The organism is Bradyrhizobium sp. UNPA324, from assembly GCF_006658635.1.
Lineage (GTDB): Bacteria > Pseudomonadota > Alphaproteobacteria > Rhizobiales > Xanthobacteraceae > Bradyrhizobium > Bradyrhizobium nanningense.
In genome coordinates this window covers 3,284,005-3,307,326 of record NZ_LFJD01000004.1, presented here as the reverse complement: position 1 = coordinate 3,307,326, position 23,322 = coordinate 3,284,005, and the positions used below count along the sequence as shown (strand labels likewise).

Below are 23,322 nucleotides of genomic sequence, written 5' to 3'. Positions count from 1 at the left end.
GCTTGGTCGAGGACGTCGCCACCTACCCTTTCTTCTTCACGTCCTTGACGTTGGTGAACTCGATGCCCTCGGCGCGCTCCTTGGTGTAGCCGAGATAGAACTCGTTTCGCGCCAGATACACGGGATCGCCATCGACGTCGTCGGCGATGCTGGAGGTGTTGGCGGCGATGAAGGTGTCGAGCTTCTTGCGGTCCTCCGAGGAGACCCAGCGCGCCAGCTGGAATTCGCTGACCTCGAACTCGACCGGCAGCGAATATTCGGCATCGAGCCGCGCCTTCAGCACGTCGAGCTGCAGCGCGCCGACGACGCCGACCAGCGCCGGTGCGCCATCGCGCGGCCGGAACACCTGCACCACGCCCTCTTCGGACATCTGCTGCAGCGCTTCCTTCAACTTTTTCGCCTTCATTGCGTCGGTGAGCCGCACGCGGCGGACGATTTCCGGCGCGAAGCTCGGCACGCCCACGAAGTTGAAATCCTCGCCTTCGGTCAGCGTATCGCCGATGCGCAGCGTGCCGTGATTGGGAATGCCGACGACGTCGCCGGCGAAGGCTTCGTCCGCGACAGAGCGGTCCTGCGCGAAGAAGAATTGCGGGCTCGACAGCGGCATGCTCTTGCCGGTGCGCACCAGCTTTGCCTTCATGCCGCGACTGAGCTTGCCCGAGCAGAGGCGCGCAAACGCGATGCGGTCGCGGTGGTTCGGATCCATGTTGGCCTGGATCTTGAACACGAAGGCGCTCATGCGCGGATCAGTGGCCTCGACCTTGCGCTGGTCACTGTCCTGCGCGCGCGGCTCGGGTGCGAACTTGCCGAGGCCTTCCAGGAGATCGCCGACGCCGAAATTGCGCAGCGCGCTGCCGAAATAGACCGGCGTCAGATGGCCCTCGCGGAACGCCGCGAGTTCGAACGGCTTGGACGCCGCGGTGACGAGTTCGAGCTCGTCCTTTACGGCAGACACGTCGAGATTGGCGCTGAGCTTGGCCAGTTCCTCGATCTCAATCTGCTGCGCCGCGCCGGTCTTGGCGCCGCCGCCTTCGAGCAGGCGCACGCCACCATTGACGACGTCGTAGGTGCCGAGAAAGTCGCGGCCGCGGCCGACCGGCCAGGTCATGGGCGTGGTGTCGAGCGCCAGCGTCTTCTCGATCTCGTCGAGCAGCTCGAAGACGTCGCGGCTCTCGCGGTCCATCTTGTTGATGAAGGTGATGATCGGGATATCCCGAAGACGGCACACCTCGAACAGCTTGCGGGTGCGCGCCTCGATGCCCTTGGCGGCGTCGATCACCATGACTGCGGAATCGACCGCGGTGAGCGTGCGATAGGTGTCTTCCGAAAAGTCCTCGTGGCCCGGCGTGTCCAGGAGGTTGAAGACGAGGCCCTCGAACTCGAAGGTCATCACCGAAGTTACGACCGAGATGCCGCGCTCGCGCTCGATCTTCATCCAGTCCGAGCGCGTGTTGCGCCGCTCGCCCTTGGCCTTGACCTGGCCGGCGAGGTTGATGGCGCCGCCGAACAGCAGCAGCTTCTCGGTCAGCGTGGTCTTGCCGGCGTCAGGATGCGAGATGATCGCAAAGGTGCGCCGCCGCGCCACTTCAGCGGCAAGCGGGGAACGGGCCGGCGATTCGGCCGTGGTGGTGGCGATGTCGGACATAGCGGCAGCGTTTGGCAGGGAAAATGGGCCTGATCAAGCCTCAATTGGCGATTGCGGAGCCCTTCGGCCAGCCCCATATCGGCTTGACCGGATCGATCATGGGGAAGGACGGCCTTCCCGCTCGTCAGCATATCAGCCGCGGGGACGACCCTGCCTTGAATGGAGGGTCGTCATGGCCTGGAGCATCCTGTTCGTCGCCGGGCTTCTCGAGATCACCTGGGCGATCGGCCTGAAATACACCGAGGGTTTTAGCAGGCTTGTTCCGTCCGTCGTCACGCTCGCGGCCATGGCCGGCAGCATCGTCCTGCTCGGCCTCGCCCTCAAATCGCTGCCCGTCGGAACCGCCTATGCGGTGTGGACCGGGATCGGCGCGGTCGGCACCGCGACGCTGGGCATCGTCCTGTTCGGCGAGCCGGCCACGGCCCTGCGTCTTGCCAGCATCGCCCTGATCATCGCTGGGATCGTCGGGCTGAAGCTGGTTACTTGACGAAGATCTTGACCGCCCACCAGGTCAGCGCCGCGACGATCGCGGACGCCGGCATCGTGATGACCCAGGCATAGACGATCGAGCTGGCGACGTTCCAGCGCACCGCCGAGAGGCGACGGGCGGCGCCAACGCCGACGATGGCGCCGGTGATCGTGTGCGTGGTCGAGACGGGAACCCCGAGATAGGTCGCCATGAACAGGGTCGCGGCGCCACCGGTTTCGGCGCAAAAACCCTGCATCGGCGTCAATTTGGTGATGCGCAGGCCCATGGTGCGGACGATGCGCCAGCCGCCCATCAGCGTGCCCATCGCCATCGCCGCCTGGCAGGACAGCACCACCCAGAATGGCACGAAGAATTCGCCGCCGAGATGGCCCTGCGAATAGAGCAGCACGGCGATGATGCCCATGGTCTTCTGCGCGTCGTTGCCGCCATGGCCGAGCGAATAGAGCGAGGCGGAGGCGAATTGCAGGATGCGGAAGGCGCGATCCACCGCAAAGGGTGTGGAGCGCACCGAGGCCCAGGACACGATCGCAACCAGCACCATCGCGAGCAGGAAGCCGACCAGCGGAGACAGCACGATTGCAATCACCGTCTTGGACAATCCGCTCCAGACCGCCGCCGAGATCCCGGCTTTGGCCACGCCCGCACCGAATAACCCGCCGATCAGCGCGTGCGACGAGGAGGACGGGATGCCGAGCGCCCAGGTCACGAGGTTCCAGACGATGGCGCCGACCAGGGCCGCAAAGATCACCTGGGCGTCGACGATCGAGGGATCGATGATACCGGTTCCGATGGTCTGAGCGACGTGCAGCCCGAACACCATGAAGGCGACGAAATTGAAGAACGCGGCCCAGAACACCGCGAATTGAGGCCGCAGCACCCGGGTCGAGACGATGGTCGCGATCGAATTGGCGGCATCGTGCAGGCCGTTCAGGAAATCGAACAGCAGCGCGACGGCGATCAGTCCGACCAGGACGGGAAGACCCAACGCAGCATCCACGGCAACCCTGCCCTACACTTGCTCGATGACGATGCTGTTGATCTCGTTCGCGACGTCGTCGAAGCGATCGGCCACCTTCTCCAGATGGTCGTAGATCTCGACGCCGACGATGAAGTCCATCGCATTGCCGTCGCGATGCTTGAGAAACAGCTCCTTCAGCCCGATGTCGTGAAGATCGTCGACGCGGCCTTCCAGCTTGCCCAGCTCTTCCGTGATCGCGGTCAGCATGGCCACGTTGGGGCCGATCGATTGCATCAGCGGCAGCGCACGGCCGACCAGATTGGCGCATTCGATCAGAAGCCCGCCGATCTCGCGCATCGGCGGCTCGAAGCTGCGGACCTCGAACAGCATCACGGCCTTGGCCGTCTGCTGCATCTGGTCGATGGCGTCGTCCAGCGAGGTAATCAGGTTCTTGATGTCGCCGCGGTCGAACGGGGTGATGAAGGTGCGGCGCACCGCCGTCAACACCTCGCGGGTGATGTTGTCAGCGTCGTTCTCGAACTGGTTGACGCGCTGGCAGTAGACCGGCGTCTCCTCGCCCCCGTTGAGCATGCCCTGCAGCGCGATCGAACCCTGGATCACCGTCTGGGCATGCCGGTCGAACAAGTCGAAGAACCGTTCTTCCTTGGGCAGGAAAGCGCGAAACCATCGCATCATGGGGATAGGCTACCGGTTGGAAATGGCGCGGCCCGAGGGGGCCGTCATGAAACTGTCATAGACCATTTTCGATCCGCGCGCGTGTCATCTCACGCCCGCGGAGCCGGATCATCCACCGCTTTCGCGCGCTAAGTAAATTGACTTTAAATCAACTACTTAGAGCGATCTCCGGAAGTAATGCGCGATTTCACCGATGACGCCGCGGCGGAAGGTGAGCACGCAGATCACGAAGATCGAGCCCTGGATCACCGTCACCCATTGGCCGAAACCCGCCAGATATTGCTGCATGGCGATGATCACGAAGGCGCCGACGACGGGGCCGAAGATGGTGCCGAGGCCGCCAACCAGCGTCATCAGCACGACCTCACCGGACATCGACCAATGGACGTCGGTGAGCGAGGCGTTCTGCGCCACGAACACTTTCAGCGCACCGGCAAAACCGGCCAGCGTACCTGACAGCACGAAGGCCAGGAACTTGTACTGGTCGGTCCGGTAGCCGAGCGAGATCGCCCGCGGCTCGTTCTCGCGGATCGCCTTCAGAACCTCGCCGAACGGCGAGTTGATGATGCGGAAGATCAAGAGGAAGCCGGCGAGGAACCCGGCCAGCACGACGTAATAGAGCACCGTCGGCTTGGACAGATCGAAGAGGCCGAACATGTGTCCCTGCGGGATGCCCTGGATGCCGTCCTCACCGTGGGTGAACGGGGCCTGGAGGTAGATGAAGTACAAGAGCTGCGACAGCGCCAGCGTGATCATCGAGAAGTAGATGCCCTGGCGCCGGATCGAGATGTAGCCCGTGATGAGCGAGAGCACGAAGGCCGCGGCGATGCCGACGAGGATGCCGAGCTCGGGCGGCAAGGCCCACACCTTCAGCGCATGCGCGCTGCAATAGCCGGCGGTGCCCAGAAACATCGCGTGGCCGAACGACAGCAGGCCGCCGTAGCCGATCAAGAGGTTGAAGGCGCAAGCGAGCAGCGCAAAGCACAGCGCCTGCATCACGAAGAACGGGTAGACGCCCGTGAATGGCACCGATGCCAGGAGCAGCGCCATCAGGGCGAAAGCGATCATCTCGTCGCGCATCGCGCGCGGGGTTGCCGGCAGCGTGTCGTCCGTCAGGGTTGTCATATCAGGCCGCCCTTCCCGTCAATCCCGTTGGCTTCACCAAGAGCACCAGCACCATCAGCACGAACACGACGGTGTTGGAGGCCTCGGGGTAGAAATATTTGGTCAGCCCCTCGATCACGCCGAGTGCGAAGCCGGTGATGATGGAGCCCATGATCGAACCCATGCCGCCGATCACGACCACGGCGAACACGACGATGATGAGATCCGCGCCCATCAGCGGCCGCACTTGGTTGATCGGCGCCGACAGCACGCCGGCGAGCGCGGCAAGGCCGACGCCGAGACCGTAAGTCAGCGTGATCATGCGCGGCACGTTGACGCCGAATGCGCGGACCAGCGTCGGGTTTTCGGTGGCGGCGCGCAGGTAAGCGCCGAGTCGGGTCTTCTCGATCAGGAACCAGGTGGCGAGACAAACCACCAGCGAGAACACGACCACCCAGCCGCGATAGATGGGCAGGAACATGAAGCCGAGATTCATGCCGCCCTTGAGCTCGTCCGGGATGGCGTAAGGCAGACCGGACGAGCCGAAATAGTTCTGGAACACGCCCTGCACGATCAGCGCGATGCCGAAGGTCAAGAGCAGGCCGTAGAGATGGTCGAGGCCGGTCAGCCATTGCAGCATGGTCCGTTCGAGGATCATGCCGAAGATGCCGACGATGATGGGGGCCAGCAACAGCGCCCACCAATAGTTGATGCCGCCGAGGTTCAGCAGGAAATAGGCGACAAAGGCGCCCATCATGTAGAGCGCGCCATGGGCGAAATTGATGATGTTGAGCATGCCGAAAATCACGGCAAGCCCGAGACTGAGCAGCGCGTAGAACGAGCCGTTGATCAGTCCCACCAGTAGCTGAGCGTATAGAGCCTGCATCGATCCCGCACCCGGTCCCTTCGGCGTTCCCTGAAAGTCGCCCGCAAGCCTTTAAGGCCTGCGGGCGGTTATCTTACTTCTTAAGCAGCGCGCACTTGCTTTCGGACAGCGGCGTAAAGGCCTGATCGCCCGGCACCGTGCCGACCAGCTTGTAGAAGTCCCACGGACCCTTGGATTCCGAGGGCTTCTTCACTTCGAACAGATAGGCGTTGTGGATGGTGCGGCCGTTGGGCTGGATCTCGCCCTTGCCGAACAGATCGTCCTCCGTCGGCATCGACTTCATCTTCTCGACGACCTTGACCCCGTCATGGGGATTGCCGCCGAGCGCGTCCAGCGCCTTGAGATAGTGGCGCACGCCCGCATAGACGCCGGCCTGCACCATGGTGGGCGGCGCGTTGTTCTTCATCTTCTCGGCGAAGCGCTTCGAGAACGCCCGGGTCTGGTCGTTCATGTCCCAGTAGAACGTCTCGGTGAAGTTGAGGCCCTGCGCGGTCTCCAGGCCGATTGCCTTGACGTCGGTGAGGAAGAGCAGCAGCGCCGCGAGCTTCTGACCGCCCTTGCCGATGCCGAACTCGGCAGCCTGCTTGATGGTATTGGTGGTGTCACCGCCGGCATTGGCAAGACCGATGATCTTCGCCTTGGACGACTGCGCCTGAAGCAGGAAGGACGAGAAGTCCGGCGTATTCAGCGGATGCTTGACGCCGCCGATCACCTTGCCGCCGTTGGCGGTGACGACCGCCGTGGTGTCGCGCTCGAGAGCAGCACCGAAGGCATAATCGGCGGTCAGGAAGAACCAGCTGTCGCCCCCCGCCTTGACCAGCGCCTGGCCGGTGGTGTGGGCCAGCATGTAGGTGTCGTAAGTCCAATGCACGGTGTTGGGCGAGCACTGCGCGTTGCTGAGGTCGGAGGTCGCCGCACCCGAATTGATGTAGACGCCGTTCTTTTCCTTGATGACGTTGTTGACGGCGAGCGCCACGCCGGAATTCGGCACGTCGACGATGATGTCGACCTTGTCGACGTCGAACCATTGCCGCGCGATCGCGGTGCCGATGTCGGGCTTGTTCTGGTGATCGCCGGAGATGATGTCGATCTTCCAGCCCTTCGCAGCGAGGCCGGAATCCTCAACGGCCATCTGCGCCGCGAGCGTCGAGCCGGGACCGCCGAGGTCGGCATAGAGGCCGGACTGATCGGACAGTGCACCGATCTTGACGGTCTTGTCCTGCGCAGACGCGACGCCTGCCGCAGCGAATGTCAGCGCGGTGGTCAGCAGCAATGACGCAATCGACCTGGTCTTCATGCAACTTTCCTTTTTTGAATTCTTCTCGTTGGCAGTTCGTCTTGAGCATGATCTTTCGGAAAACCGCTACACTCTTTGCGCTAACGCGGCCCTCCGGGTCCGGATCATGCGCTAGACACCAAGATAGGTGTGCAGCTTGTCCATGTTGGCGGCAAGCTCGGCATTGGAAAATCCGTCAATGATCTTGCCGTGCTCGACCACGTAGTAGCGGTCGGCGACGGTGGACGCGAAGCGGAAATTCTGCTCGACCAGGAGGATCGTGAAACCCTCCTTCTTGAGCCGCGCAATGGTGTGGCCGATCTGCTGGATGATAACGGGCGCGAGACCCTCGGTCGGCTCGTCCAGCATCAGGAAGCTCGCGCCGGTGCGCAGGATGCGCGCAATCGCGAGCATCTGCTGCTCGCCTCCGGACAGCTTGGTGCCCTGGCTATTGAGGCGCTCCTTCAGATTCGGGAACAGCTCGAAGATCTGATCGAGCGGCAGTCCGCCCTCGCGGACGACCGGCGGCAGCATCAGATTCTCGCGCACGTCGAGACTGGAGAATATGCCCCGCTCTTCCGGGCAAAACGCGATGCCCATGCGCGCGATCTTGTCGGAGGTCGCGCGGATGATCTCCTGGTTGTTGAACTTCACCGAGCCGGTACGCTTGCCGATGATGCCCATGATCGACTTCAGCGTGGTCGTCTTGCCGGCGCCGTTACGCCCGAGCAGGGTGACGACCTCGCCCGCTTTCACGTCGAAGCTGATCCCGTGCAGGATGTGGGACTCGCCGTACCAGGCTTCGAGGTTGCGGACTTGAAGGATGTTTCCGCCGGTCGCAGCCTTGGCCGGAGCCTCGGCGATCGCAGTGTCAGGCATGACCGGCTCCCAGATAGGCTTCCTTGACGCGCTCGTCCTTGGTGAGCTCGCTGTAATGACCTTGCGCGAGCACCTGGCCGCGCGTCAGCACGGTGATGATGTCGGAGAGGTTGGCCACGACGCTTAAGTTATGCTCGACCATCAGGATGGTATATTTCGCGGAGATGCGCTTGATCAGCGCCGCGATCTTGTCGATGTCCTCGTGGCCCATGCCGGCCATTGGCTCGTCCAGCAGCATCATCTCCGGGTCGAGCGCGAGCGTGGTTGCAATTTCGAGTGCACGCTTGCGCCCATACGGCATCTCGACCGCCGGCGTGTTGGCAAACTCGTCGAGGCCGACGTCGTTGAGCAACTCCCGCGCGCGATCGTTGAAGCGGTTGAGGACCGACTTGGAGCGCCAGAAATCGAACGAAGAGCCGTGCTGGCGCTGGAGCGCGACACGGACGTTCTCCAGCGCGGTGAGATGCGGAAATACCGCCGAAATCTGGAATGAGCGAACAAGCCCCAGGCGGGCCACGTCCGCCGGCGCCATCGCCGTGATGTCCTGCCCCTTGTACAGGATTTTTCCGGCGGACGGTTTGAGGAACTTGGTCAGAAGATTGAAGCAGGTCGTCTTGCCGGCCCCGTTCGGGCCGATCAACGCATGAATGCTCCCACGGCGAACCTTGAGCGCAACGTCGCGGACGGCGAAGAAGCCCGCGAACTCCTTGGTCAAGCCTTCCGTTTCGAGAATAAACTCATCGGCCAAACAGATTTCCCCCTGCCCGCGCCTCGCGCGTGGCTATCCTTGTTGCTTCGGCTTTCCGGAGGCCTTGGAGCCACTCCTTGGAGCCCATCCGGAACGCCGCCTCCGGGCGCGGAATATGCCGGAGGTGACGGGGGTTAGGCAAGGCGGAAAGCTGAGCAGATCAGGTCTCCGGCTGGGATCCAAATGCTCCCTTAGTCGGAGGTGCGTGATGTCGTGCCTGCCCGGCCTCCCGGTTCGCAAGGCACCGGTCGTCAAGCCGTCGTTAACGGTCTTTCGTTCGGTGCGCCAGCCTTCATCAAAAATTTTCCCGCACCTGGCATCTTGTGCGGGTTTCGACGCTCCGGGAATATTGTCTTGGATTTCGCAAGCGCCGCTCCATCCGTCGTCAAGTCGATCAGGCAGCGTGATCTCCTCAACACGTGGCTGCGACTTTATGCGCGCCAGCAGATCGCGCCGGCGGTCTGGGAGTATCAGCCTGCACGGCTCGAGGAAGAGCTGTCCGATCTCATCTATTATACGGTGGACGCTTCGACGCCGGCGCCGCGCCTGACCATCCAGAGCGAAAACACGCGCATCTCGCGCGCCTATGGACATACCGGCAAGGGCGTTCTGCTCGACGAGTATCTCGGGCCGCGACTCGCGCCGTTCGTGATGCCGATCTACCACGAATGCGTGGCGCGCGGGCTGCCCGTCTACAGCGTTGCCGACGTCGACGACATCTACGGGCGCATCGTCGCCTATGAACGGCTGCTGCTGCCTTTCCAGACCGACGGCAAGGTCTGTCACATCATCGCGTCGGTCAAAATCTTCTGCGAGGACGGCAGCTTCGAGATCAAGAATCTGATGCGCGGAAATGACGCGCCGCCGCGCCCAAAACTGCGCGCCGTGATCGATCGCGAGCTCTTCCATCGCGCGCCTGGCCGCATCGCGACGGCCGATGTGGTCGAGTTCGCGGACCAGCCGCGCCCCGGCGTCAGCAACGAGATCATCGAGCTGAACTAGCAGTCAGCGCGATTTGGCGCCGACTTCCTTGGCATAGATATCCGGCTTGAATCCGACCAGCAGCTTGCCGCCGATTTCCAGCACCGGCCGCTTGATCATCGATGGTTGCGCTAGCATCAACGCCAGCGCCTTCTTCTCGGAGAGGCCTTCCTTGTCGGAATCGGGGAGCTTCTTGAACGTCGTCCCGGCGCGATTGAGCAGCGTCTCCCAGCCGACCTTGTCGCTCCACTGCTTGAGCTTGTCCTTCTCCACGCCCGCCGCCTTGTAGTCGTGAAACGCGTAAGACACACCATTTGTGTCGAGCCAGGCGCGCGCCTTCTTCATGGTGTCGCAGTTCTTGATGCCGTAGATGATGTTGGACAAGACGTTCCTCGCGCATGACGGATCATGATGGACGTGGCGTTGTACGAAACTCCGGTTCGCGCGACAATATTGCGAACGACGCCAACTCGCCGAACGGACATCCCATGCACGTCACCCACGATCCCGCAGCCGCCGCCGCCGCGCCGACCATCGACTTCAACAGCTTCCTCGCTGTCGATATCCGCGTCGGCACCATCGTCGACGCCAGGCCGTTTCCCGAAGCACGCAAGTCTGCCTTTCGGCTGTGGATCGACTTCGGACCCGCGCTCGGCGTGCGCAAGAGCTCGGCCCAGATCACCGAAAACCATCCGCTCGAGACGTTGGTGGGACAACAGGTCGCGGCCGTCGTCAATTTCCCACCACGCCAGATCGGGCCGGTCGTCTCGGAGGTGCTGACGCTCGGTTTGCCCGACGCCGAGGGCAAGGTCGTGCTGGTGCAGCCGAGCAAGCCCGTTCCGAACGGCGGCCGGCTGTTCTAGCCGCGCGATCCGGTGCTGCGCGCAGCCTCTGCCGGCGCATTCGCAACGAATCCCCCATTTTCCGCCTTCGGCTGGTCAGGACTTGACCAGATCCATTTTCCATCATAAAAATGACTGACTGATCATTTTTTTATTTAGATCGGCCTGCCTTAGACCAAACCGTCGCCCACAAGAAAACGATCGACCTGTCAGTTATTTGAGGCGGCCGAATGCCCAAGATCAGCGATAAGCAACGCGAAAGCCGGCGGCAGCAGATTCTCGAGGCGGCCCTCGCCTGCTTCGCCGAAGACGGTTTTCACCAGACCGGCATGGCCGACATCGTGAAGCGATCCGGCCTGAGCCACGGCGCGGTCTATCTCTACTTCCAGAGCAAGGACGATCTGATCGAGGCGCTCGCCGACGACCGGCATCGCCGCGAAGCCGTGCTCAATTCGGTCGCGCAGGGATCCGGCGACCCGATCGAAGGCCTTCACGCGTTGATCCGCGTCTACGCGCAATGGCTGACCGATCCCGCCGGCGAAGCCCGCCGCCGTGTCGGCATCCACGGCTGGGCCGAAGCCCTGCGCAACCGTCGCGTCCGCGCCAGCGTCGTCGAAGGCATCGACATGCCGCGCGCTCTGATCGTCGCGCTGGTCGAGCGCGGCCAGCACGACGGCCTCATCAAACGCGATCTCGGCGCGGACGCGATCGCGCGGGTGCTGATCGCGATCTTCCAGGGTTTCGTGCTGCAAAGATGCTGGGGCGAGGATGTCGACATCGAGGCCTGCATGGCGGCTGTGGCCGCCGTGATCGAAGGATTTCGCACGACGAAGCCCGACGTCAGGCGGCGAGCCAGGACCTGAGGGATGTCGGGGATTCACGACCTCCTCGCCGGTGGTGGCGTCGGTCTGGTCGCAGGCCTGGCATCGGGCTTCACGGGGACGAGCCCGGGCGGCGGCCTCGTGATCTTCTCCGTGCTGCTGCTCGGGGCCGAGCAACACGTTGCCCAGGGCACCTCGCTGATCACCCAAATTCCGCCGACGGGTCTCGCCGGCATACGGCGCTACCGGCAAAACGGCAATCGCAGCCCCTTGCCGTGGATCATCTGGATCGGCTTCGGATTTCTGATCGGTGGCGCCGGCGGCGGCTATGCCGCAACATTGGTTTCCGACTCCGTCCTGCAATGGACTTACGTCGTCTATCTCGTCGCGCTGATCGCCCTGTTGATCGTGCGCCGCGAAAGCAAGGAGGGTAGCCACGAAGTCGGCAAGCGCGATGAACTTCACTGGCTGCCCCTGCTCCTGATCGGCACGCTTGCAGGCTTTTCCTCCGGCTTCATGGGCATCGGCGGCGGCCTCGCGATCACCGTCGGCCTCGCCGCCGGATTTCGCGTGCCACAACATCAGGCGCAGCTCGTCAGCCTCGTCTTCTCGGTGATCCCGACCAACCTTCCGGCAGCCTGGATCTACTGGAGCAAGGGGCTCATGGTCGGCTGGCCGGCCATCATCGGCATTCTCGCCGGTCTCTGGATTGGCACCGACCTCGGCGCACGCTTGGCCAACGGTGTCAGCCGCTCCGTGCTCCGCCGGGCCATGATCGCCCTCGTCTCGCTGATGGCGCTCTATATGACGTACAAGGCGCTGAGCTAGCCTTGCGGCCGCGGTGGAATGTTCAGCCCGCGCTGCACCGCCGGACGCGCAAGCCCCCGCTCAAGCCAGGCACCGACCGATTTGAACTGGGTGAATTCGACGAGATCGCCGGCGCCATAGAAGCCGATGAGATTGCGCACCCAGCCGAGCATGGAGATGTCGGCGATGGTGTAGTCGTCATCCATGAACCATTGCCGCCCCGCAAGATGCGTCTCCATCACACCGAGCAGGCGCCTGGCTTCGGCGACGTAGCGGTCACGGGGCCGCTTGTCCTCGAAATCCTTGCCCGCGAATTTGTGGAAGAAGCCGACCTGGCCGAACATCGGCCCGACGCCGCCCATCTGGAAATGCAGCCACTGGATGGTCTGGTAGCGCCGCGCGGCGTCTTCGGGCAAGAGCTTGCCGGTCTTCTCCGCGAGGTATTGCAGGATCGCCCCGGACTCGAACAGCGGCAGCGGCCTGCCGCCAGGGCCGTTGGGGTCGAGGATCGCCGGGATCTTGCCGTTCGGATTGAGCGAGAGGAATTCAGCCGTCTTCTGGTCGTCCTTGCCGAAATCGACCAGATGGACTTCGTAAGGCAATCCGATCTCCTCCAGCATGATCGAGACCTTGACGCCGTTCGGCGTCGGCAGGGAGTAGAGCTGGAGCAACTCGGGATGCTTGGCCGGCCAACGTTTGGTAATGGCAAAGGCGGACAGATCAGACATCGGCGCTCCGGCGGTTCGTGAGATGCCGCCTAATCTAGGCGAGCAAGCGAACGGCGCAAGGCCGACAAATCGTCTGGAAGATCGCAGGGAAGCGGTGATGGGCCACAATGCCCATGAAGCGACTAGGGCGGCAGCGTCGCGACCTTCACGATCGGGGTCATGGTTTCATGCTGCAGTCGATACTGGATGAACCATTGACCTGTGATCAGCAGCGCGGCCGTGAAGGCAATCGCAAGCGTCGCGGTCGCCCATTGGCAAACATCGTACATGGCATCTGTCCCTCAACTCCTTTGGCCTAAACGCCCGCTCGCCTGCCGGTGTTCCTACCTTGTATGAAAATTTTGCCGGTTTTTCCCGCTCCTTAAACAGGTTGTTTCGAGGGACCATCGAGCGTCTTGCGCGTTGTGAGGAGATGAACATTGAGAAGTGCGCCCTGCTCGATCACGCTCAGCGCTGTCGCCGCGTCGCGGACGATCTCGCCCATCGCGAAGCCGCACGACGGCTACGGGCGATGGCCGACGTGTACGAAGCGAGAGCAGCACGACTGGACGACGACGAGGCCGGCTCCTCGACGCCGGGCCATCACGGCCACGGCCATCTTGCCGGTGCAAGCGATCGGCAGAATTGAGCGATTCAATAATTGATCTCCATCCGCAGTCCGCGCGGATCGAGCTCATCCCCACCAACGCGCCGCGTGCTGTCGCGCGCGGCGACCGCGCAGGCACAGGCATCGATGAGATCGTCGCGGCCGATGCCGGTGCCGTGGCGCAGCGCCAACCATCTTTCGACCTTCGTGAAGCCACGGTCTCTCAGCAGCGCAACGCGCTGCTCGCGGCCCCGCGACGACGCCTTCGGGTCAAGCCGCACGCGCCCTGCCAGATTCCAGAACACCAATTCAGGATGCGCTTCGCCGATCGAAGCCTGTAGCGACGGCGTTATGACGTCGTCGACCTCCTTGAGCTTGTCCCTGATATTCCAGAGCTGCGCCGACACGCCCCTGCCCTTGCCTTCGCGCTCCCAGTAATGGCGATTGGCCGTGGCCATGTCCGGGAATGTCCAGAGGTCGCGACGTGCGTCGAGAAACACGGATGGGCCAACCAGCTCGCGTGCGCGCAGATCGCATGTACGATAACCGCTAAGGTCCAATCCGATCGGCATGTCGATCATCGCGCGCGCATGCGGCAGCGCGAGCAAACGCGTCAGGCCCGGCGAATAGTCGAAGCCGTGACCGCCGCGCTCGTCGATCCAGGCTGCGACCCAGCCGAAACGAAATCCGTCGAGGCCGAGATAGGCTCGCATGACGCGCCGAACGGACTTGCCGTCAGCCTCCGACGGCCTGATAGGCCAGGCGCTTGAACTCGAAGAAGAACGGATTCCAGAAGCCCATGTAGCGCTGGGCCATCAGCACGCCGGCGGTATTGGCCTCAGGGCAAATCCACCAATGGGTGCCTGCCAGCCCGCCCCATTGGAATTCGCCGGTGGAGTTCGGCGGATCGAACGGCGTCGGCGCAAAGGTGACGGCGCCGCCGAGGCCAAAACCCTTGCCGGGAATCGGGCCGAGATTGGCAAAGCGGATGGTCTGCCCCGCGGGCAGCTGGTTCGTCATCATCTGCCGCAATGTTTCCGGCTTGAGCAGCGCGTCCGAACCCGGCAGCAGCGCGCGGACCAGCGCGAGCATGTCGGGCAAGGTCGAGACCAGACCGCCACCGCCCGAGAGCCGCGGGAAAGGCCGGCGATAGGCCTGCGGAAACGGCAGATTATCGGCGCGTGTGAGACCCGGCTTCATGGGATCGAGCACGTCGGCGCCATTGTAGAGCGCGACCAGCCTGCCCTGCTGTGCCTCGGGAACGTAGAAACCGGTGTCGGTCATGCCCAGGGAATCGAAAATGCGCGCCTTGAGGAAGGCATCGAGGGATTTACCCGAGACGACCTCCACCACGCGGCCGAGCACGTCGGTGGCAACGGAATATTCCCAGGCCGTGCCGGGATGATAGGACAGCGGCAGATCGGCAAGCTTGTCGATCATATCGGAGAGCGGCGTCAGCGGATTGAGCACGCCCGCCTCGTTGTATCCTTTGAACAGCACCGTTCCGGGATCGAAGATGCCGTAGCTGAGACCTGAAGTGTGGGTCAGGAGCCGGCGGATCGTGATCGGGCTCTTCGCCGGCTCGACATCGGCAAGGCTCGAAGCGCCCTGCTTGAGCACCTTGCGATGGCCGAGCTGCGGCAGGAATGTCTCGATCGCTTCGTCGAGCCCGATGCGGCCTTCCTCGACGAGCAGCATGATCGCGCAGGTGACGAAGATCTTGGTGTTGGAGAACGCGCGGAAGATATGGTCAGGCCGCAGCGCGGTGTTCGCTTCGCGGTCGGCGAAGCCGACGCATTGCTGGTCGACCACCTCGCGCCCGCGCAGCACGGCCCAGGATGCGCCCGGAATGATCTCCTGATCGACGTAGCGCTGCATCGCCGTCCGCGGGGCGGAAAAATCTGTCGTTCTGGCGTCCATGTGCTTCCCCAATTATGGTTGGGACGGATATAGCGGAATCTCATAGGAAATGAAGGGCGCTCCGGAGCGCGCCTATCCTTCCCTCATGAACGCCGTCACGTACAGCCGACGCCGGATCCGCATGCCCTGCCGCTCGTAAAGCGCGATCGCAGAGGTGTTGTTCGAAAACACGTGCAGGAACGGGATTTCGCCGCGGGCCTCGATCCGTCGCGCGACCGCCGCGAGCAGCGCCTGCGCATAGCCGCGCCCGCGATAGTCGGGATGCACGCAGACCGCCGTCATCTCGACAAACTTTCCCGGCTTCATCCGCTCGCCCGTCATCGCGACCAGTTCGCCATTGGCGCGGATGCCGAGGAACGTGCCGAGCTCGTGCGTACGCAGCGCGAACGGCCCGGGCTTGGTCAGCTCCGTCAGCGCCATCATCGCGGGAACGTCGGCGGCACCGAGCGTGACGATCTCCGCGTCGCGCAGCGGACTATCGGCGGGCGAGCCGATCATCTGCTCACCTGTCTCGGCCAGCACGACCTTGAAGCCGGCGGGCATCTCGACCGGCTCCGGCGTGAACAGCGCGGCGACCTGCGACCCCGACAGGAGATCGCGGAGCGCAGCAAAGCTCGCCGCGGACATGTCGACCATGTCGGCAAACGGCGTCATGTCGATGGGATAGCGCAGTGCCCGCGGACCGCCTTCGGCCAGATGCTTCTGGCTGGTCGTCAGCGCGCTCCAGATCGGACGATCCAGCAGCGCCTCATTGTTGTCGGACACCGGTCTAGTCCTTGTCGAAGCTGACGATGACGGCAGCGTTGGCAATGAGGATGGGGTCATTGGCCACTTCCGTGGCCGAGGGAATCTCCAGCCCGCCCTTGACCGCGGTGACGGTCACGGTGCCGTAAGGCAGCTCCTTGGCGACGGCTTCCTTGTCCACCGCCTCGGGGTTGGGCACGCCGATCGTGACGTCGACGAACATGTCGTTCGCGGTCTTGCCGATCATCCGGAAGAAGCCGAGGCTGGAATGCCGGATCGCATCCGACACCGCCCGCTTCGCCGCCTTGGTCGCATCCCTGCCGTGGACGTCGACGCCCATGCCCATCTCGGTGACACAACGAACGCGGGTCATAGTTTTCATTCCTGTGGTTGGTTAAGTTTGGAGTGTCGGCGATCGGAGAGTGCGACACAAGTCGTTGGTCTCGTGTCCCGGACGCGCTGCAACGCCATAGCGTGTCGAAGACGCGCGTAAACGCGCTTGTGGCGTTGCTGCGCCGATCCGGGACCCAGGAAGCCGCAGAGCTCGCTGATGTATGGGCCCCGGCTCTTCAGCGCACCGCCAAGGGGCGCTGCGCTGCGTCCGGGGCACGAGACCGTCGTTTCACGCCTTCGCCTTCTCATGCGCCCGCAGTTCGTCCACGAGCACCCGCACATTCTCCGAATAATCGATCGGGATCGAGACCAGATGCACGCCGCCTTCCTTGAAAGCAGCGTCGAGCGTCGGACCAAAACTATCGATGCTCTCGATCCGATGGCCCTTGGCACCGTAAGCCTTGGCGTAAAGTGCAAAGTCCGGGTTGCCGAAGGTCATGCCGTAATCGGCAAAATGATCGACGGCCTGCTTCCAGCGGATCATGCCGTAGGCGTTGTCCTCCAGCACCAGCACGACCAGATTGAGCTTGAGGCGGACGGCGGTCTCCATCTCCTGGCTGTTCATCATGAAGCCACCGTCGCCGGCGACCGCGAGCACGCGGCGGTCGGGATAGAGCATCGCGGCCATCATCGCCGACGGCAGGCCGGCGCCCATGGTCGCCAGCGCATTGTCGAGCAAGAGAGTATTGGCAACGCGGGTCCGGTAGTTGCGCGCAAACCAGATCTTGTACATGCCGTTGTCGAGCGCGACGATACCGTTCTCGGGGATTACCTGGCGGATGTCGTGCACGATGCGCTGCGGCGTCGGCGGCCAGCGCGCCTCGGTGGCGCGGTCGGCGATGTGCCCTAGGATTTCCTCGCGTAGCGGCAGCAGCGCTGCAGCCTGCGGCAGCTTGCCTTCAAGCCGGTCGGCGAGCAGCTCCAGGCTCGGGCCGACATCGCCGACCACCTCGGCGTCCGGAAAGTAGACCTGCTCGACGCTGGCCGACGTGTAGCTGACGTGAATCACCTTCGGCCCCGACGGACCCATGATGAAGGGCGGCTTCTCGATTGGGTCGTGACCGATCGCGACGATCAGGTCGGCGGCGTCGATGGCGTCGTGGACATAGTCGCGCTCGGACAGCGCGGCGGTGCCCATGTAGAGATTGGTGCCGCCGGGCACGGTGCCCTTGCCCATTTGCGTCGTGAAGAAGGGAATGCCGGTGCGCCGCACGAAGCTGGCGATGCCGTGGGTCGATCGCGGCCGGCTGGTTGCCGCGCCCATCATCACCAGCGGGCGCTTGGCGGCTAAAATCATCTCGGCCGCACGGTCGAGCGCGGCGCGATGGGCGACGGGAATCTCGATCGGATGGACGGGGATCACCGGGACGGCAGGCACCTCGTCGCCGGCGATGTCCTCGGGCAGCTCGAGATGCACCGGTCCGGGCCGCTCCTCCATCGCCACGCGAAAAGCGTCGCGCACCACGGTCGGAATGCTGGAGGCGCTGACGATCTGCCGCGACAGCTTCGTCAGCGGCTTCATGGTCGCGACCACGTCGACGATCTGAAAGCGCGCTTGCCGGCTGCTCATGATCGGCTTCTGGCCAGTGATCAGGATCATCGGCATCGCGCCTAGATGCGCATAGGCCGCACCGGTGGACAGGTTGAGCGCACCGGGGCCGAGCGTCGACAGGCAAACACCGGGCTTGCCGGTCAGCCGGCCATGGGTGGCGGCCATGAAGGCGGCGGCCTGCTCGTGGCGGGTCAGGACCAACTCGATCTTGGACGTGCGGAGCGATTCCACCACATCGAGATTTTCCTCGCCGGGGACGCCGAAGATGCGATCGACACCCTCATTCTCAAGCGCGGCGACAAACAGATCCGATCCCTTCACCTTGCGCTCCTGCCCGCTCATGTCATCTCCCGCCCGTTGCGCATCCCGCACGCCGGGAGCCGCCGCATCGTAGCCGTCCATCGACCCGGCACAACTCACAATGCAGCGTGGTCCGGGCGCAATCTTCTGTCCGTCATCCTGAGGCGCGAGGGATGCGATGCGAATGCATCGCGTCCAGAGGCTCGAAGGATGAACGGCCGGAGACAGAGCCGGGCCGCCGCCCCTTCGAGGCCCGCCTCGCGGCGCGTTTGCGCCGCCAGACGAGCACCTCAGGGTGACGGTGTTCGCGACAGCGTCTGAAGCACACGCCCATGCGATTCAGGCCCGCTGCCCTTCCCGCATCAAGTTCCTCGCCCAACAAATCAGCACCAAATGGCCGCATATGAGTCCGCAACCTTCCGCGCCGCAGGGGATTCATGGGCAGCGGCTATTCTGTCGCGATCTCAACTGCCAACCAAAGGAGTTCACATGGCTCTTCTCGGAAACCTGCTCGGCACGGTCGATGGCCTGCTTGGAACAGCAACGGGTACGCTGTCAGGCGTCGCCGATGCAGGTGGAAGTGCAACGGCCGGCGCCAGCGGCTCGGTCGACCTGTCGCACACGCTCGATGTCGGGGCATTGATCGAGACCAATCCCAGCATCGACGTCTCCGCGTCAGGCCTTGCGGGAACCGGTGGCATCGACGCCTCGGTCTCCGCACCGACCGCGATCGGACTCAGCGCAGACGTCGGACACCTCGACGTCGGTGGCCTCCTCCACGGACTCGTTTGATCGCAGTTCCCTGACGAACGATAGACGGCGTGGGGCTTCGGCCCCACGCCAAGCTGCGCGTGAGCCGCCAGCGTCCGGACACAGATACGTTTCACCCTTTAAGGACATCTAAGATGGCGGCAGCGCTTTCGACGGTCGCGGGCGAGGCGGCAGAGCCGTCGTATCGTCGCGGCGACGATTTGCGCGAGGCGCTCCAAAACCTCTGGCCGCACTTTCTCTGGGCCGGATTGTTCTCGAGCGTGATCAATCTGCTCTATCTCTCTTCGCCGCTCTATCTGATGCAGGTCTACAACCGCGTCCTGCTCAACGAGAACATCTCCACACTCGTCCTTCTCACACTGATCCTCGCCATCGCGCTTCTAACCATGGCCGGGCTCGACGCCGTACGCGCCTGGATCCTGATCCGCTGCGGCATCCGGCTGGACATGGAGCTGTCGACGCGCGTGTTCGAAGCGCTGGTGGTGCGCTCGGCTGAGCGCGGTGCCTCGCGGGGCGCCCAGCAACTGCGCGATCTCGACCAGTTCCGCACCTTCATAACCGGCCCCGGCATCTATTTCGCGTTCGATCTTCCCTGGATTCCGATCTACCTGCTGCTGCTGTTCTTCATCCATCCCCTGCTCGGCCTCGTCGCCGGCATTGGCGCGCTGTTGCTGCTGGGGCTCGCCGGCGTGAACGAGGTCCTGACCCGCAATCCGATGAAGCAGGCCGAGGCATCCGGCAACCAGTCCTACGTCTTCACCGAGAATGTGCTGCGCCACGCCGACGTGATCCGCGCCATGGGCATGCAGCCGGCGGTCGAACGCAACTGGCAGAGCCAGCGCTCCGCGATGCTGGTGCAGCAGGCCATCGCCAGCGACAAGAATGCGGTGATGACCTCGTCGATCCGTTTCTTTCGCCTGCTGCTGCAGTCGCTCATGCTCGGTGCAGGTGCCTGGCTCGCCATCGACCACGCCATTACGCCTGCAACCATATTCGCCGCGAGCATCGTCATGGGCCGCGCGCTGGTCCCGGTCGAGCAGGCGGTCGGCACCTGGAAGCAGTTCATCGGCGCGTGCGATGCCTACACGCAGGTGCGCGACCTCCTCGCCACCATTGATCTCACCACGCCGCAGACCATCGTGCCGAAGCAGCGCAACACCGTCGAGGTGCGGGATCTCGTCTGCGAACTGCCGTCGCGGCAAGAGCCGGTGCTGAAAGGTCTGTCCTTCGAACTCGCCGGCGGACAAGCACTCGGCATCGTCGGCCCCAGCGGGTCCGGAAAGAGCACGCTGGCGCGCCTGCTGGTCGGCGCGATGGCACCCGCCGCGGGGCGGCTGCGCTTCGGCGGGCTCGACTACAATCACTGGGATCCCCTCGAATTCGGCCGCCATGTCGGCTATCTGCCGCAGGACGTCGGCCTGTTCGCCGGCACCGTACGCGAGAACATCGCGCGGTTCGGGGACGCCTCGACCGACGAGATCATCGATGCTGCGATCCGCGCCGGCATTCACGACATGGTGCTCGACCTGCCCCGACAGTACGACACACGGCTCGGCGTCGGCGGCGTTGGACTATCCGGCGGTCAGCGCCAGCGGCTCGGCCTCGCGCGCGCCCTGCTCGGCCGTCCTCCGCTGCTGGTGCTGGACGAGCCCAATGCCAATCTCGATGGTCCCGGCGAGGAGGCGCTGAAGGACGCCCTGCTCCAGGCCAAGGCCGACGGCGCGGCCGTCATCGTCATCACCCACCGCACCACGATCCTCGACATCGTCGACATCATGATGGTGCTGCGCAGCGGCATGCTCGACATGCTCGGACCGCCCGGCGAAGTCTATCAGGCCCTGCAGCAGCAGGCGGCCGCTCGGACGGCTGCGTCATGAGCACCGCAACTTATATCGCCGATCGCGAACGCGCCTATTACGCGCGGCCGGAGCGGCCCGCCCTGGTGGGCGCGATCGTGGTCGGAGCATTTGCTTCAGCCATGACGCTGTGGGGCACACTCGCTCCGATCTCGGGCGCGGCGATCGCCAGCGGCAATCTCCAGGTCGAGGGGCGGCGCCAAAACGTGCAGCATCCCTATGGCGGGGTGATCCGCCAGCTTCTGATCCGCGACGGCGCGCACGTCGAGAAGGGACAACTTCTGCTCGTACTCGACGATAGCGACCCCCGCGCCAAGCTGGACGTGCTGGTTGCCGACCGCGATGCATCGCGCGCCGCGCAAGCGCGGCTGATGGCCGAGCGTGACGGCCGCGCAGCACCCGACTTCGGCGTCGATCCGAACGACGCCAAGCCCGCGCTGCGTCAGGCGATGGCGAACGAGATCGCGATGATGGCCGCGCGCAAGCATCAGTTCGAGGCCGAGACCGCCGTGCTCAAGGGCAAGATTGCCGAGCTGACCGCCCAGATCGGCGGCACCCAGGCACAGCTGACCGGCACCGAAAAGCAGCGCGAATTGCTGTCGGACGAGATGAACGGTGCGCAGCACCTCTACGAACAGGGCTACACGCCCAAGACCCGGATCCTGGCCTTGCAGCGCGAGGATGCCAAGCTGCAGGCCGACATCGGCGCGCAGCGTGCCACCATCGCCGGCATGCAGCAGCAGATCGCGCAGAACGAGGCCGAGATCGCCAAGGCCGAGCGCGCCCGCATGAGCGAGATCACCGACCAGCTCCGTTCCACCGAGAACAAGCTCGCAGAGCTCGCCCCAAAAGTCGACGCCGCAACCGACGTGGTGACCCGTACCCAGATCCGCGCGCCCGCCACCGGCTCGGTGGTCGGGCTCGACGTCTTCACCGAAGGCGGGGTGATTCAGCCCGGCGCAAAACTCATGGACATCGTGCCGTCGGACAATCCGCTAATCGTGGATGCCCAATTGAAACTGTCCGACATCAACGATGTCACGGTCGGCCGCCGCGCCGAGATCCGGCTGACCGGCGTCAACTATGTCGAACGTCCCCGCCTCTACGGCACCGTGCGGACGGTGTCGGCCGACCGCGTCACCAACGAAAAGACCAGCGGCCCCGGCTATTACGCCGTCGAGGTCTCGCTTGAGCCGGAGGACGTGAAGAAGTCTCGCATCGAATTGCAGTCGGGCATGCCGGCCGAGGTGATCGTACCGACACGCCCGCGCACGCTGTTCGAATATCTGTTTGGTCCGCTCCGTGACGAGCTGACCCGTGCCTTCCGCGAACGCTGACGAGGAGCAAGGCCGATGTCTGCATCCGAGCGGAACAGCCGTCGCGCCGAGAAGGCGGAGACGGCCCGCAACATCACGACGGAAGAGACGGTTGCGTTCATGACCGCCCTGGTCGCCTTCCTGAAGGAGGCCGAAGGCGCCGGGCATCATGGCGGCGATGCGCAGCCGGCACCCGCGGATTTGCCGTCCATGCCGGTACACGCCGCTGATCCGACGCCTGCGGAAGCGATGCCTGCTGAGCATCAGACCGCCCCCGACGATCGGCACGCCGATGCCGGCGCGGCCCCGACGGAGGAGACCGCGACGGCGCTTCACGCGGATCGGACGAGTGGCGACCTCGCGCACGCCGACGAAAACACCGGCCTCGCCGCGATGACGGACAGCCCGGTCAGCGCGTCCGTTTCACCTGCCAGTCACATCGTGACGCCCACCGCCGTTGCCTCCGATCATCTTTCGGGAGCCGGCGCCAACGCCACTCACACCGATCTCGCGACATCCACGCCCATTGATCCAGCCTCGTCCCTGCATGAGCTCGGCAGCACGATCACGAACCTCGTCGACACCTCGCTGTCGGCGATCTCGCATACGCTCGACAGCCTGAGCACCACTGTCAGTCAGTTAACATCCACCATCACCGGAACGATCGGACAAGTCACCGACAGCGTCACCGGCCTTGTCGGCGGCTTGCTGCATTCCGTCGATGGCAGCGCCCATGATGCGGCCTCCCCCGACCTGTTCAGTGCACTGGTCACGGATATCGTGAGCACGCCGATCGCCACGCCGCATGATGCCGCGACGACGCACGCCGTCGATATCGGCGGCCTCGACACCGCCGGCGCAGTGCCGATGGCGGCGCTACCGCCGCTGACGCTGCATCTCGGCTTTCTCGGCCAACCCAGCGACGGCCACGAACTTCACGATGGCGCGTTCTCGGCGCTCGGTGTGCATCATTTCTAGCGGGTTCCCCCAATCGACGCCGCGGCCACGCGCGTTGACAGAACG

Annotated in this window: 26 protein-coding genes; 10 read left to right on the top strand and 16 right to left on the bottom strand. The window is 64.0% G+C overall.

What is annotated here, in order from left to right; genetic code table 11:
* Positions 1–22: 22 nt before the first annotated feature.
* Positions 23–1,645, bottom strand: a complete 1,623-nt coding sequence (locus UNPA324_RS15990; protein ID WP_128917584.1) for a peptide chain release factor 3 — start codon at positions 1,643–1,645, stop codon at positions 23–25.
* 172 nt (positions 1,646–1,817) lie between these two features.
* On the opposite strand from UNPA324_RS15990, the gene sugE reads away from it, so the two are divergent.
* Complete coding sequence (gene sugE, locus UNPA324_RS15985) at positions 1,818–2,132, top strand: quaternary ammonium compound efflux SMR transporter SugE (RefSeq protein ID WP_128917585.1); 315 nt, start codon at positions 1,818–1,820, stop codon at positions 2,130–2,132.
* On the opposite strand, the gene UNPA324_RS15980 is transcribed toward sugE, so the two are convergent.
* From UNPA324_RS15980 to UNPA324_RS15950, 7 genes are all read right to left on the bottom strand, one after another.
* Positions 2,125–3,132 (bottom strand): inorganic phosphate transporter, encoded by a 1,008-nt coding sequence (locus UNPA324_RS15980; protein WP_128917586.1) that lies wholly within the window; start codon positions 3,130–3,132, stop codon positions 2,125–2,127. The two genes, sugE and UNPA324_RS15980, sit on opposite strands and share 8 nt — an antisense overlap.
* Before the next feature lie 12 nt (positions 3,133–3,144).
* Positions 3,145–3,789 carry a DUF47 domain-containing protein gene (locus tag UNPA324_RS15975; protein ID WP_128917587.1) on the bottom strand — a complete coding sequence of 215 codons (645 nt, stop codon included), beginning with the start codon at positions 3,787–3,789 and terminating at the stop codon, positions 3,145–3,147.
* Between the two features lie 156 nt (positions 3,790–3,945).
* Complete coding sequence (locus UNPA324_RS15970) at positions 3,946–4,914, bottom strand: branched-chain amino acid ABC transporter permease (protein ID WP_128917588.1); 969 nt, start codon at positions 4,912–4,914, stop codon at positions 3,946–3,948.
* 1 nt (position 4,915) lies between these two features.
* Complete coding sequence (locus UNPA324_RS15965; protein WP_128917589.1) at positions 4,916–5,779, bottom strand: branched-chain amino acid ABC transporter permease; 864 nt, start codon at positions 5,777–5,779, stop codon at positions 4,916–4,918.
* 73 nt (positions 5,780–5,852) lie between these two features.
* Complete coding sequence (locus tag UNPA324_RS15960; protein ID WP_141935110.1) at positions 5,853–7,076, bottom strand: ABC transporter substrate-binding protein; 1,224 nt, start codon at positions 7,074–7,076, stop codon at positions 5,853–5,855.
* A gap of 111 nt (positions 7,077–7,187) precedes the next feature.
* A complete protein-coding gene (locus tag UNPA324_RS15955; protein WP_128917591.1) occupies positions 7,188–7,934 on the bottom strand; it encodes an ABC transporter ATP-binding protein in 747 nt (248 codons plus the stop codon).
* Positions 7,927–8,682, bottom strand: coding sequence for an ABC transporter ATP-binding protein (locus UNPA324_RS15950; RefSeq protein WP_141935109.1), 756 nt, complete (start codon positions 8,680–8,682; stop codon positions 7,927–7,929). Before UNPA324_RS15950 ends, UNPA324_RS15955 begins: the two co-directional genes overlap by 8 nt.
* A 354-nt stretch (positions 8,683–9,036) precedes the next feature.
* Between UNPA324_RS15950 and UNPA324_RS15945 the strand changes: the two genes are divergently transcribed.
* Positions 9,037–9,684 carry a PAS domain-containing protein gene (locus tag UNPA324_RS15945; protein ID WP_181769411.1) on the top strand — a complete coding sequence of 216 codons (648 nt, stop codon included), beginning with the start codon at positions 9,037–9,039 and terminating at the stop codon, positions 9,682–9,684.
* 3 nt (positions 9,685–9,687) lie between these two features.
* Here UNPA324_RS15945 and UNPA324_RS15940 read toward each other — a convergent pair whose 3' ends face one another.
* Positions 9,688–10,047 carry an ArsC family reductase gene (locus tag UNPA324_RS15940; RefSeq protein WP_141935107.1) on the bottom strand — a complete coding sequence of 120 codons (360 nt, stop codon included), beginning with the start codon at positions 10,045–10,047 and terminating at the stop codon, positions 9,688–9,690.
* 104 nt (positions 10,048–10,151) lie between these two features.
* Here UNPA324_RS15940 and UNPA324_RS15935 point away from each other — a divergent pair, with 104 nt between their 5' ends.
* From UNPA324_RS15935 to UNPA324_RS15925, 3 genes are all read left to right on the top strand, one after another.
* Entirely contained in the window at positions 10,152–10,526 is a 375-nt protein-coding gene (locus UNPA324_RS15935; RefSeq protein ID WP_141935106.1) for a tRNA-binding protein, read from the top strand.
* A gap of 209 nt (positions 10,527–10,735) precedes the next feature.
* Positions 10,736–11,368 (top strand): TetR/AcrR family transcriptional regulator, encoded by a 633-nt coding sequence (locus tag UNPA324_RS15930; protein ID WP_128917595.1) that lies wholly within the window; start codon positions 10,736–10,738, stop codon positions 11,366–11,368.
* Between the two features lie 3 nt (positions 11,369–11,371).
* Complete coding sequence (locus tag UNPA324_RS15925; RefSeq protein ID WP_141935105.1) at positions 11,372–12,154, top strand: sulfite exporter TauE/SafE family protein; 783 nt, start codon at positions 11,372–11,374, stop codon at positions 12,152–12,154.
* Here the strand turns inward: UNPA324_RS15925 and UNPA324_RS15920 are convergent.
* Positions 12,151–12,861: a glutathione S-transferase family protein gene (locus tag UNPA324_RS15920; RefSeq protein WP_128917597.1), complete on the bottom strand. Its 711-nt coding sequence runs from the start codon at positions 12,859–12,861 to the stop codon at positions 12,151–12,153. The genes UNPA324_RS15925 and UNPA324_RS15920 overlap by 4 nt on opposite strands.
* A 122-nt stretch (positions 12,862–12,983) precedes the next feature.
* The gene (locus tag UNPA324_RS35150) at positions 12,984–13,130 is read right to left on the bottom strand and encodes a hypothetical protein (RefSeq protein WP_164935998.1); all 147 of its coding nucleotides are present in this window, start codon (positions 13,128–13,130) and stop codon (positions 12,984–12,986) included.
* Positions 13,131–13,273: 143 nt separating this feature from the next.
* Between UNPA324_RS35150 and UNPA324_RS15915 the strand changes: the two genes are divergently transcribed.
* Positions 13,274–13,489, top strand: a complete 216-nt coding sequence (locus UNPA324_RS15915) for a hypothetical protein (RefSeq protein WP_128917598.1) — start codon at positions 13,274–13,276, stop codon at positions 13,487–13,489.
* Between the two features lie 5 nt (positions 13,490–13,494).
* Here UNPA324_RS15915 and UNPA324_RS15910 read toward each other — a convergent pair whose 3' ends face one another.
* The 5 genes from UNPA324_RS15910 to UNPA324_RS15890 form a co-directional block, all read right to left on the bottom strand.
* A complete protein-coding gene (locus tag UNPA324_RS15910) occupies positions 13,495–14,160 on the bottom strand; it encodes a DUF429 domain-containing protein (RefSeq protein ID WP_141935104.1) in 666 nt (221 codons plus the stop codon).
* A 22-nt stretch (positions 14,161–14,182) separates the two neighbouring features.
* Positions 14,183–15,367, bottom strand: coding sequence for a serine hydrolase domain-containing protein (locus UNPA324_RS15905; protein ID WP_141935103.1), 1,185 nt, complete (start codon positions 15,365–15,367; stop codon positions 14,183–14,185).
* 72 nt (positions 15,368–15,439) lie between these two features.
* Positions 15,440–16,132 (bottom strand): GNAT family N-acetyltransferase, encoded by a 693-nt coding sequence (locus UNPA324_RS15900; protein ID WP_181769410.1) that lies wholly within the window; start codon positions 16,130–16,132, stop codon positions 15,440–15,442.
* Between the two features lie 4 nt (positions 16,133–16,136).
* Positions 16,137–16,484, bottom strand: coding sequence for a Lin0512 family protein (locus tag UNPA324_RS15895; RefSeq protein WP_018646107.1), 348 nt, complete (start codon positions 16,482–16,484; stop codon positions 16,137–16,139).
* A gap of 249 nt (positions 16,485–16,733) precedes the next feature.
* Entirely contained in the window at positions 16,734–18,398 is a 1,665-nt protein-coding gene (locus tag UNPA324_RS15890) for an acetolactate synthase large subunit (RefSeq protein WP_141935102.1), read from the bottom strand.
* 447 nt (positions 18,399–18,845) lie between these two features.
* On the opposite strand from UNPA324_RS15890, the gene UNPA324_RS15885 reads away from it, so the two are divergent.
* From UNPA324_RS15885 to UNPA324_RS15870, 4 genes are all read left to right on the top strand, one after another.
* The gene (locus tag UNPA324_RS15885; protein WP_128917603.1) at positions 18,846–19,148 is read left to right on the top strand and encodes a hypothetical protein; all 303 of its coding nucleotides are present in this window, start codon (positions 18,846–18,848) and stop codon (positions 19,146–19,148) included.
* 113 nt (positions 19,149–19,261) lie between these two features.
* Positions 19,262–21,004: a type I secretion system permease/ATPase gene (locus UNPA324_RS15880; protein WP_141935101.1), complete on the top strand. Its 1,743-nt coding sequence runs from the start codon at positions 19,262–19,264 to the stop codon at positions 21,002–21,004.
* Positions 21,001–22,320, top strand: a complete 1,320-nt coding sequence (locus UNPA324_RS15875; RefSeq protein ID WP_141935100.1) for an HlyD family type I secretion periplasmic adaptor subunit — start codon at positions 21,001–21,003, stop codon at positions 22,318–22,320. The genes UNPA324_RS15880 and UNPA324_RS15875 overlap by 4 nt, the downstream gene beginning before the upstream one ends.
* A 15-nt stretch (positions 22,321–22,335) precedes the next feature.
* Entirely contained in the window at positions 22,336–23,277 is a 942-nt protein-coding gene (locus UNPA324_RS15870) for a hypothetical protein (RefSeq protein ID WP_141935099.1), read from the top strand.
* Positions 23,278–23,322: the final 45 nt, after the last annotated feature.

Excerpts from the sequence above, each read along its gene's own strand:
- UNPA324_RS15990 (WP_128917584.1), bottom strand. The coding sequence starts at position 1,645 with ATGTCCGACATCGCCACCACCACGGCCGAATCGCCGGCCCGTTCCCCG.
- sugE (WP_128917585.1), top strand. The coding sequence starts at position 1,818 with ATGGCCTGGAGCATCCTGTTCGTCGCCGGGCTTCTCGAGATCACCTGG.
- UNPA324_RS15975 (WP_128917587.1), bottom strand. The coding sequence starts at position 3,789 with ATGATGCGATGGTTTCGCGCTTTCCTGCCCAAGGAAGAACGGTTCTTC.
- UNPA324_RS15970 (WP_128917588.1), bottom strand. The coding sequence starts at position 4,914 with ATGACAACCCTGACGGACGACACGCTGCCGGCAACCCCGCGCGCGATG.
- UNPA324_RS15965 (WP_128917589.1), bottom strand. The coding sequence starts at position 5,779 with ATGCAGGCTCTATACGCTCAGCTACTGGTGGGACTGATCAACGGCTCG.
- UNPA324_RS15960 (WP_141935110.1), bottom strand. The coding sequence starts at position 7,076 with ATGAAGACCAGGTCGATTGCGTCATTGCTGCTGACCACCGCGCTGACA.
- UNPA324_RS15955 (WP_128917591.1), bottom strand. The coding sequence starts at position 7,934 with ATGCCTGACACTGCGATCGCCGAGGCTCCGGCCAAGGCTGCGACCGGC.
- UNPA324_RS15935 (WP_141935106.1), top strand. The coding sequence starts at position 10,152 with ATGCACGTCACCCACGATCCCGCAGCCGCCGCCGCCGCGCCGACCATC.
- UNPA324_RS15930 (WP_128917595.1), top strand. The coding sequence starts at position 10,736 with ATGCCCAAGATCAGCGATAAGCAACGCGAAAGCCGGCGGCAGCAGATT.
- UNPA324_RS15925 (WP_141935105.1), top strand. The coding sequence starts at position 11,372 with ATGTCGGGGATTCACGACCTCCTCGCCGGTGGTGGCGTCGGTCTGGTC.
- UNPA324_RS15920 (WP_128917597.1), bottom strand. The coding sequence starts at position 12,861 with ATGTCTGATCTGTCCGCCTTTGCCATTACCAAACGTTGGCCGGCCAAG.
- UNPA324_RS35150 (WP_164935998.1), bottom strand. The coding sequence starts at position 13,130 with ATGTACGATGTTTGCCAATGGGCGACCGCGACGCTTGCGATTGCCTTC.
- UNPA324_RS15915 (WP_128917598.1), top strand. The coding sequence starts at position 13,274 with ATGAACATTGAGAAGTGCGCCCTGCTCGATCACGCTCAGCGCTGTCGC.
- UNPA324_RS15910 (WP_141935104.1), bottom strand. The coding sequence starts at position 14,160 with ATGCGAGCCTATCTCGGCCTCGACGGATTTCGTTTCGGCTGGGTCGCA.
- UNPA324_RS15905 (WP_141935103.1), bottom strand. The coding sequence starts at position 15,367 with ATGGACGCCAGAACGACAGATTTTTCCGCCCCGCGGACGGCGATGCAG.
- UNPA324_RS15895 (WP_018646107.1), bottom strand. The coding sequence starts at position 16,484 with ATGACCCGCGTTCGTTGTGTCACCGAGATGGGCATGGGCGTCGACGTC.
- UNPA324_RS15890 (WP_141935102.1), bottom strand. The coding sequence starts at position 18,398 with ATGAGCGGGCAGGAGCGCAAGGTGAAGGGATCGGATCTGTTTGTCGCC.
- UNPA324_RS15885 (WP_128917603.1), top strand. The coding sequence starts at position 18,846 with ATGGCTCTTCTCGGAAACCTGCTCGGCACGGTCGATGGCCTGCTTGGA.
- UNPA324_RS15880 (WP_141935101.1), top strand. The coding sequence starts at position 19,262 with ATGGCGGCAGCGCTTTCGACGGTCGCGGGCGAGGCGGCAGAGCCGTCG.
- UNPA324_RS15875 (WP_141935100.1), top strand. The coding sequence starts at position 21,001 with ATGAGCACCGCAACTTATATCGCCGATCGCGAACGCGCCTATTACGCG.
- UNPA324_RS15870 (WP_141935099.1), top strand. The coding sequence starts at position 22,336 with ATGTCTGCATCCGAGCGGAACAGCCGTCGCGCCGAGAAGGCGGAGACG.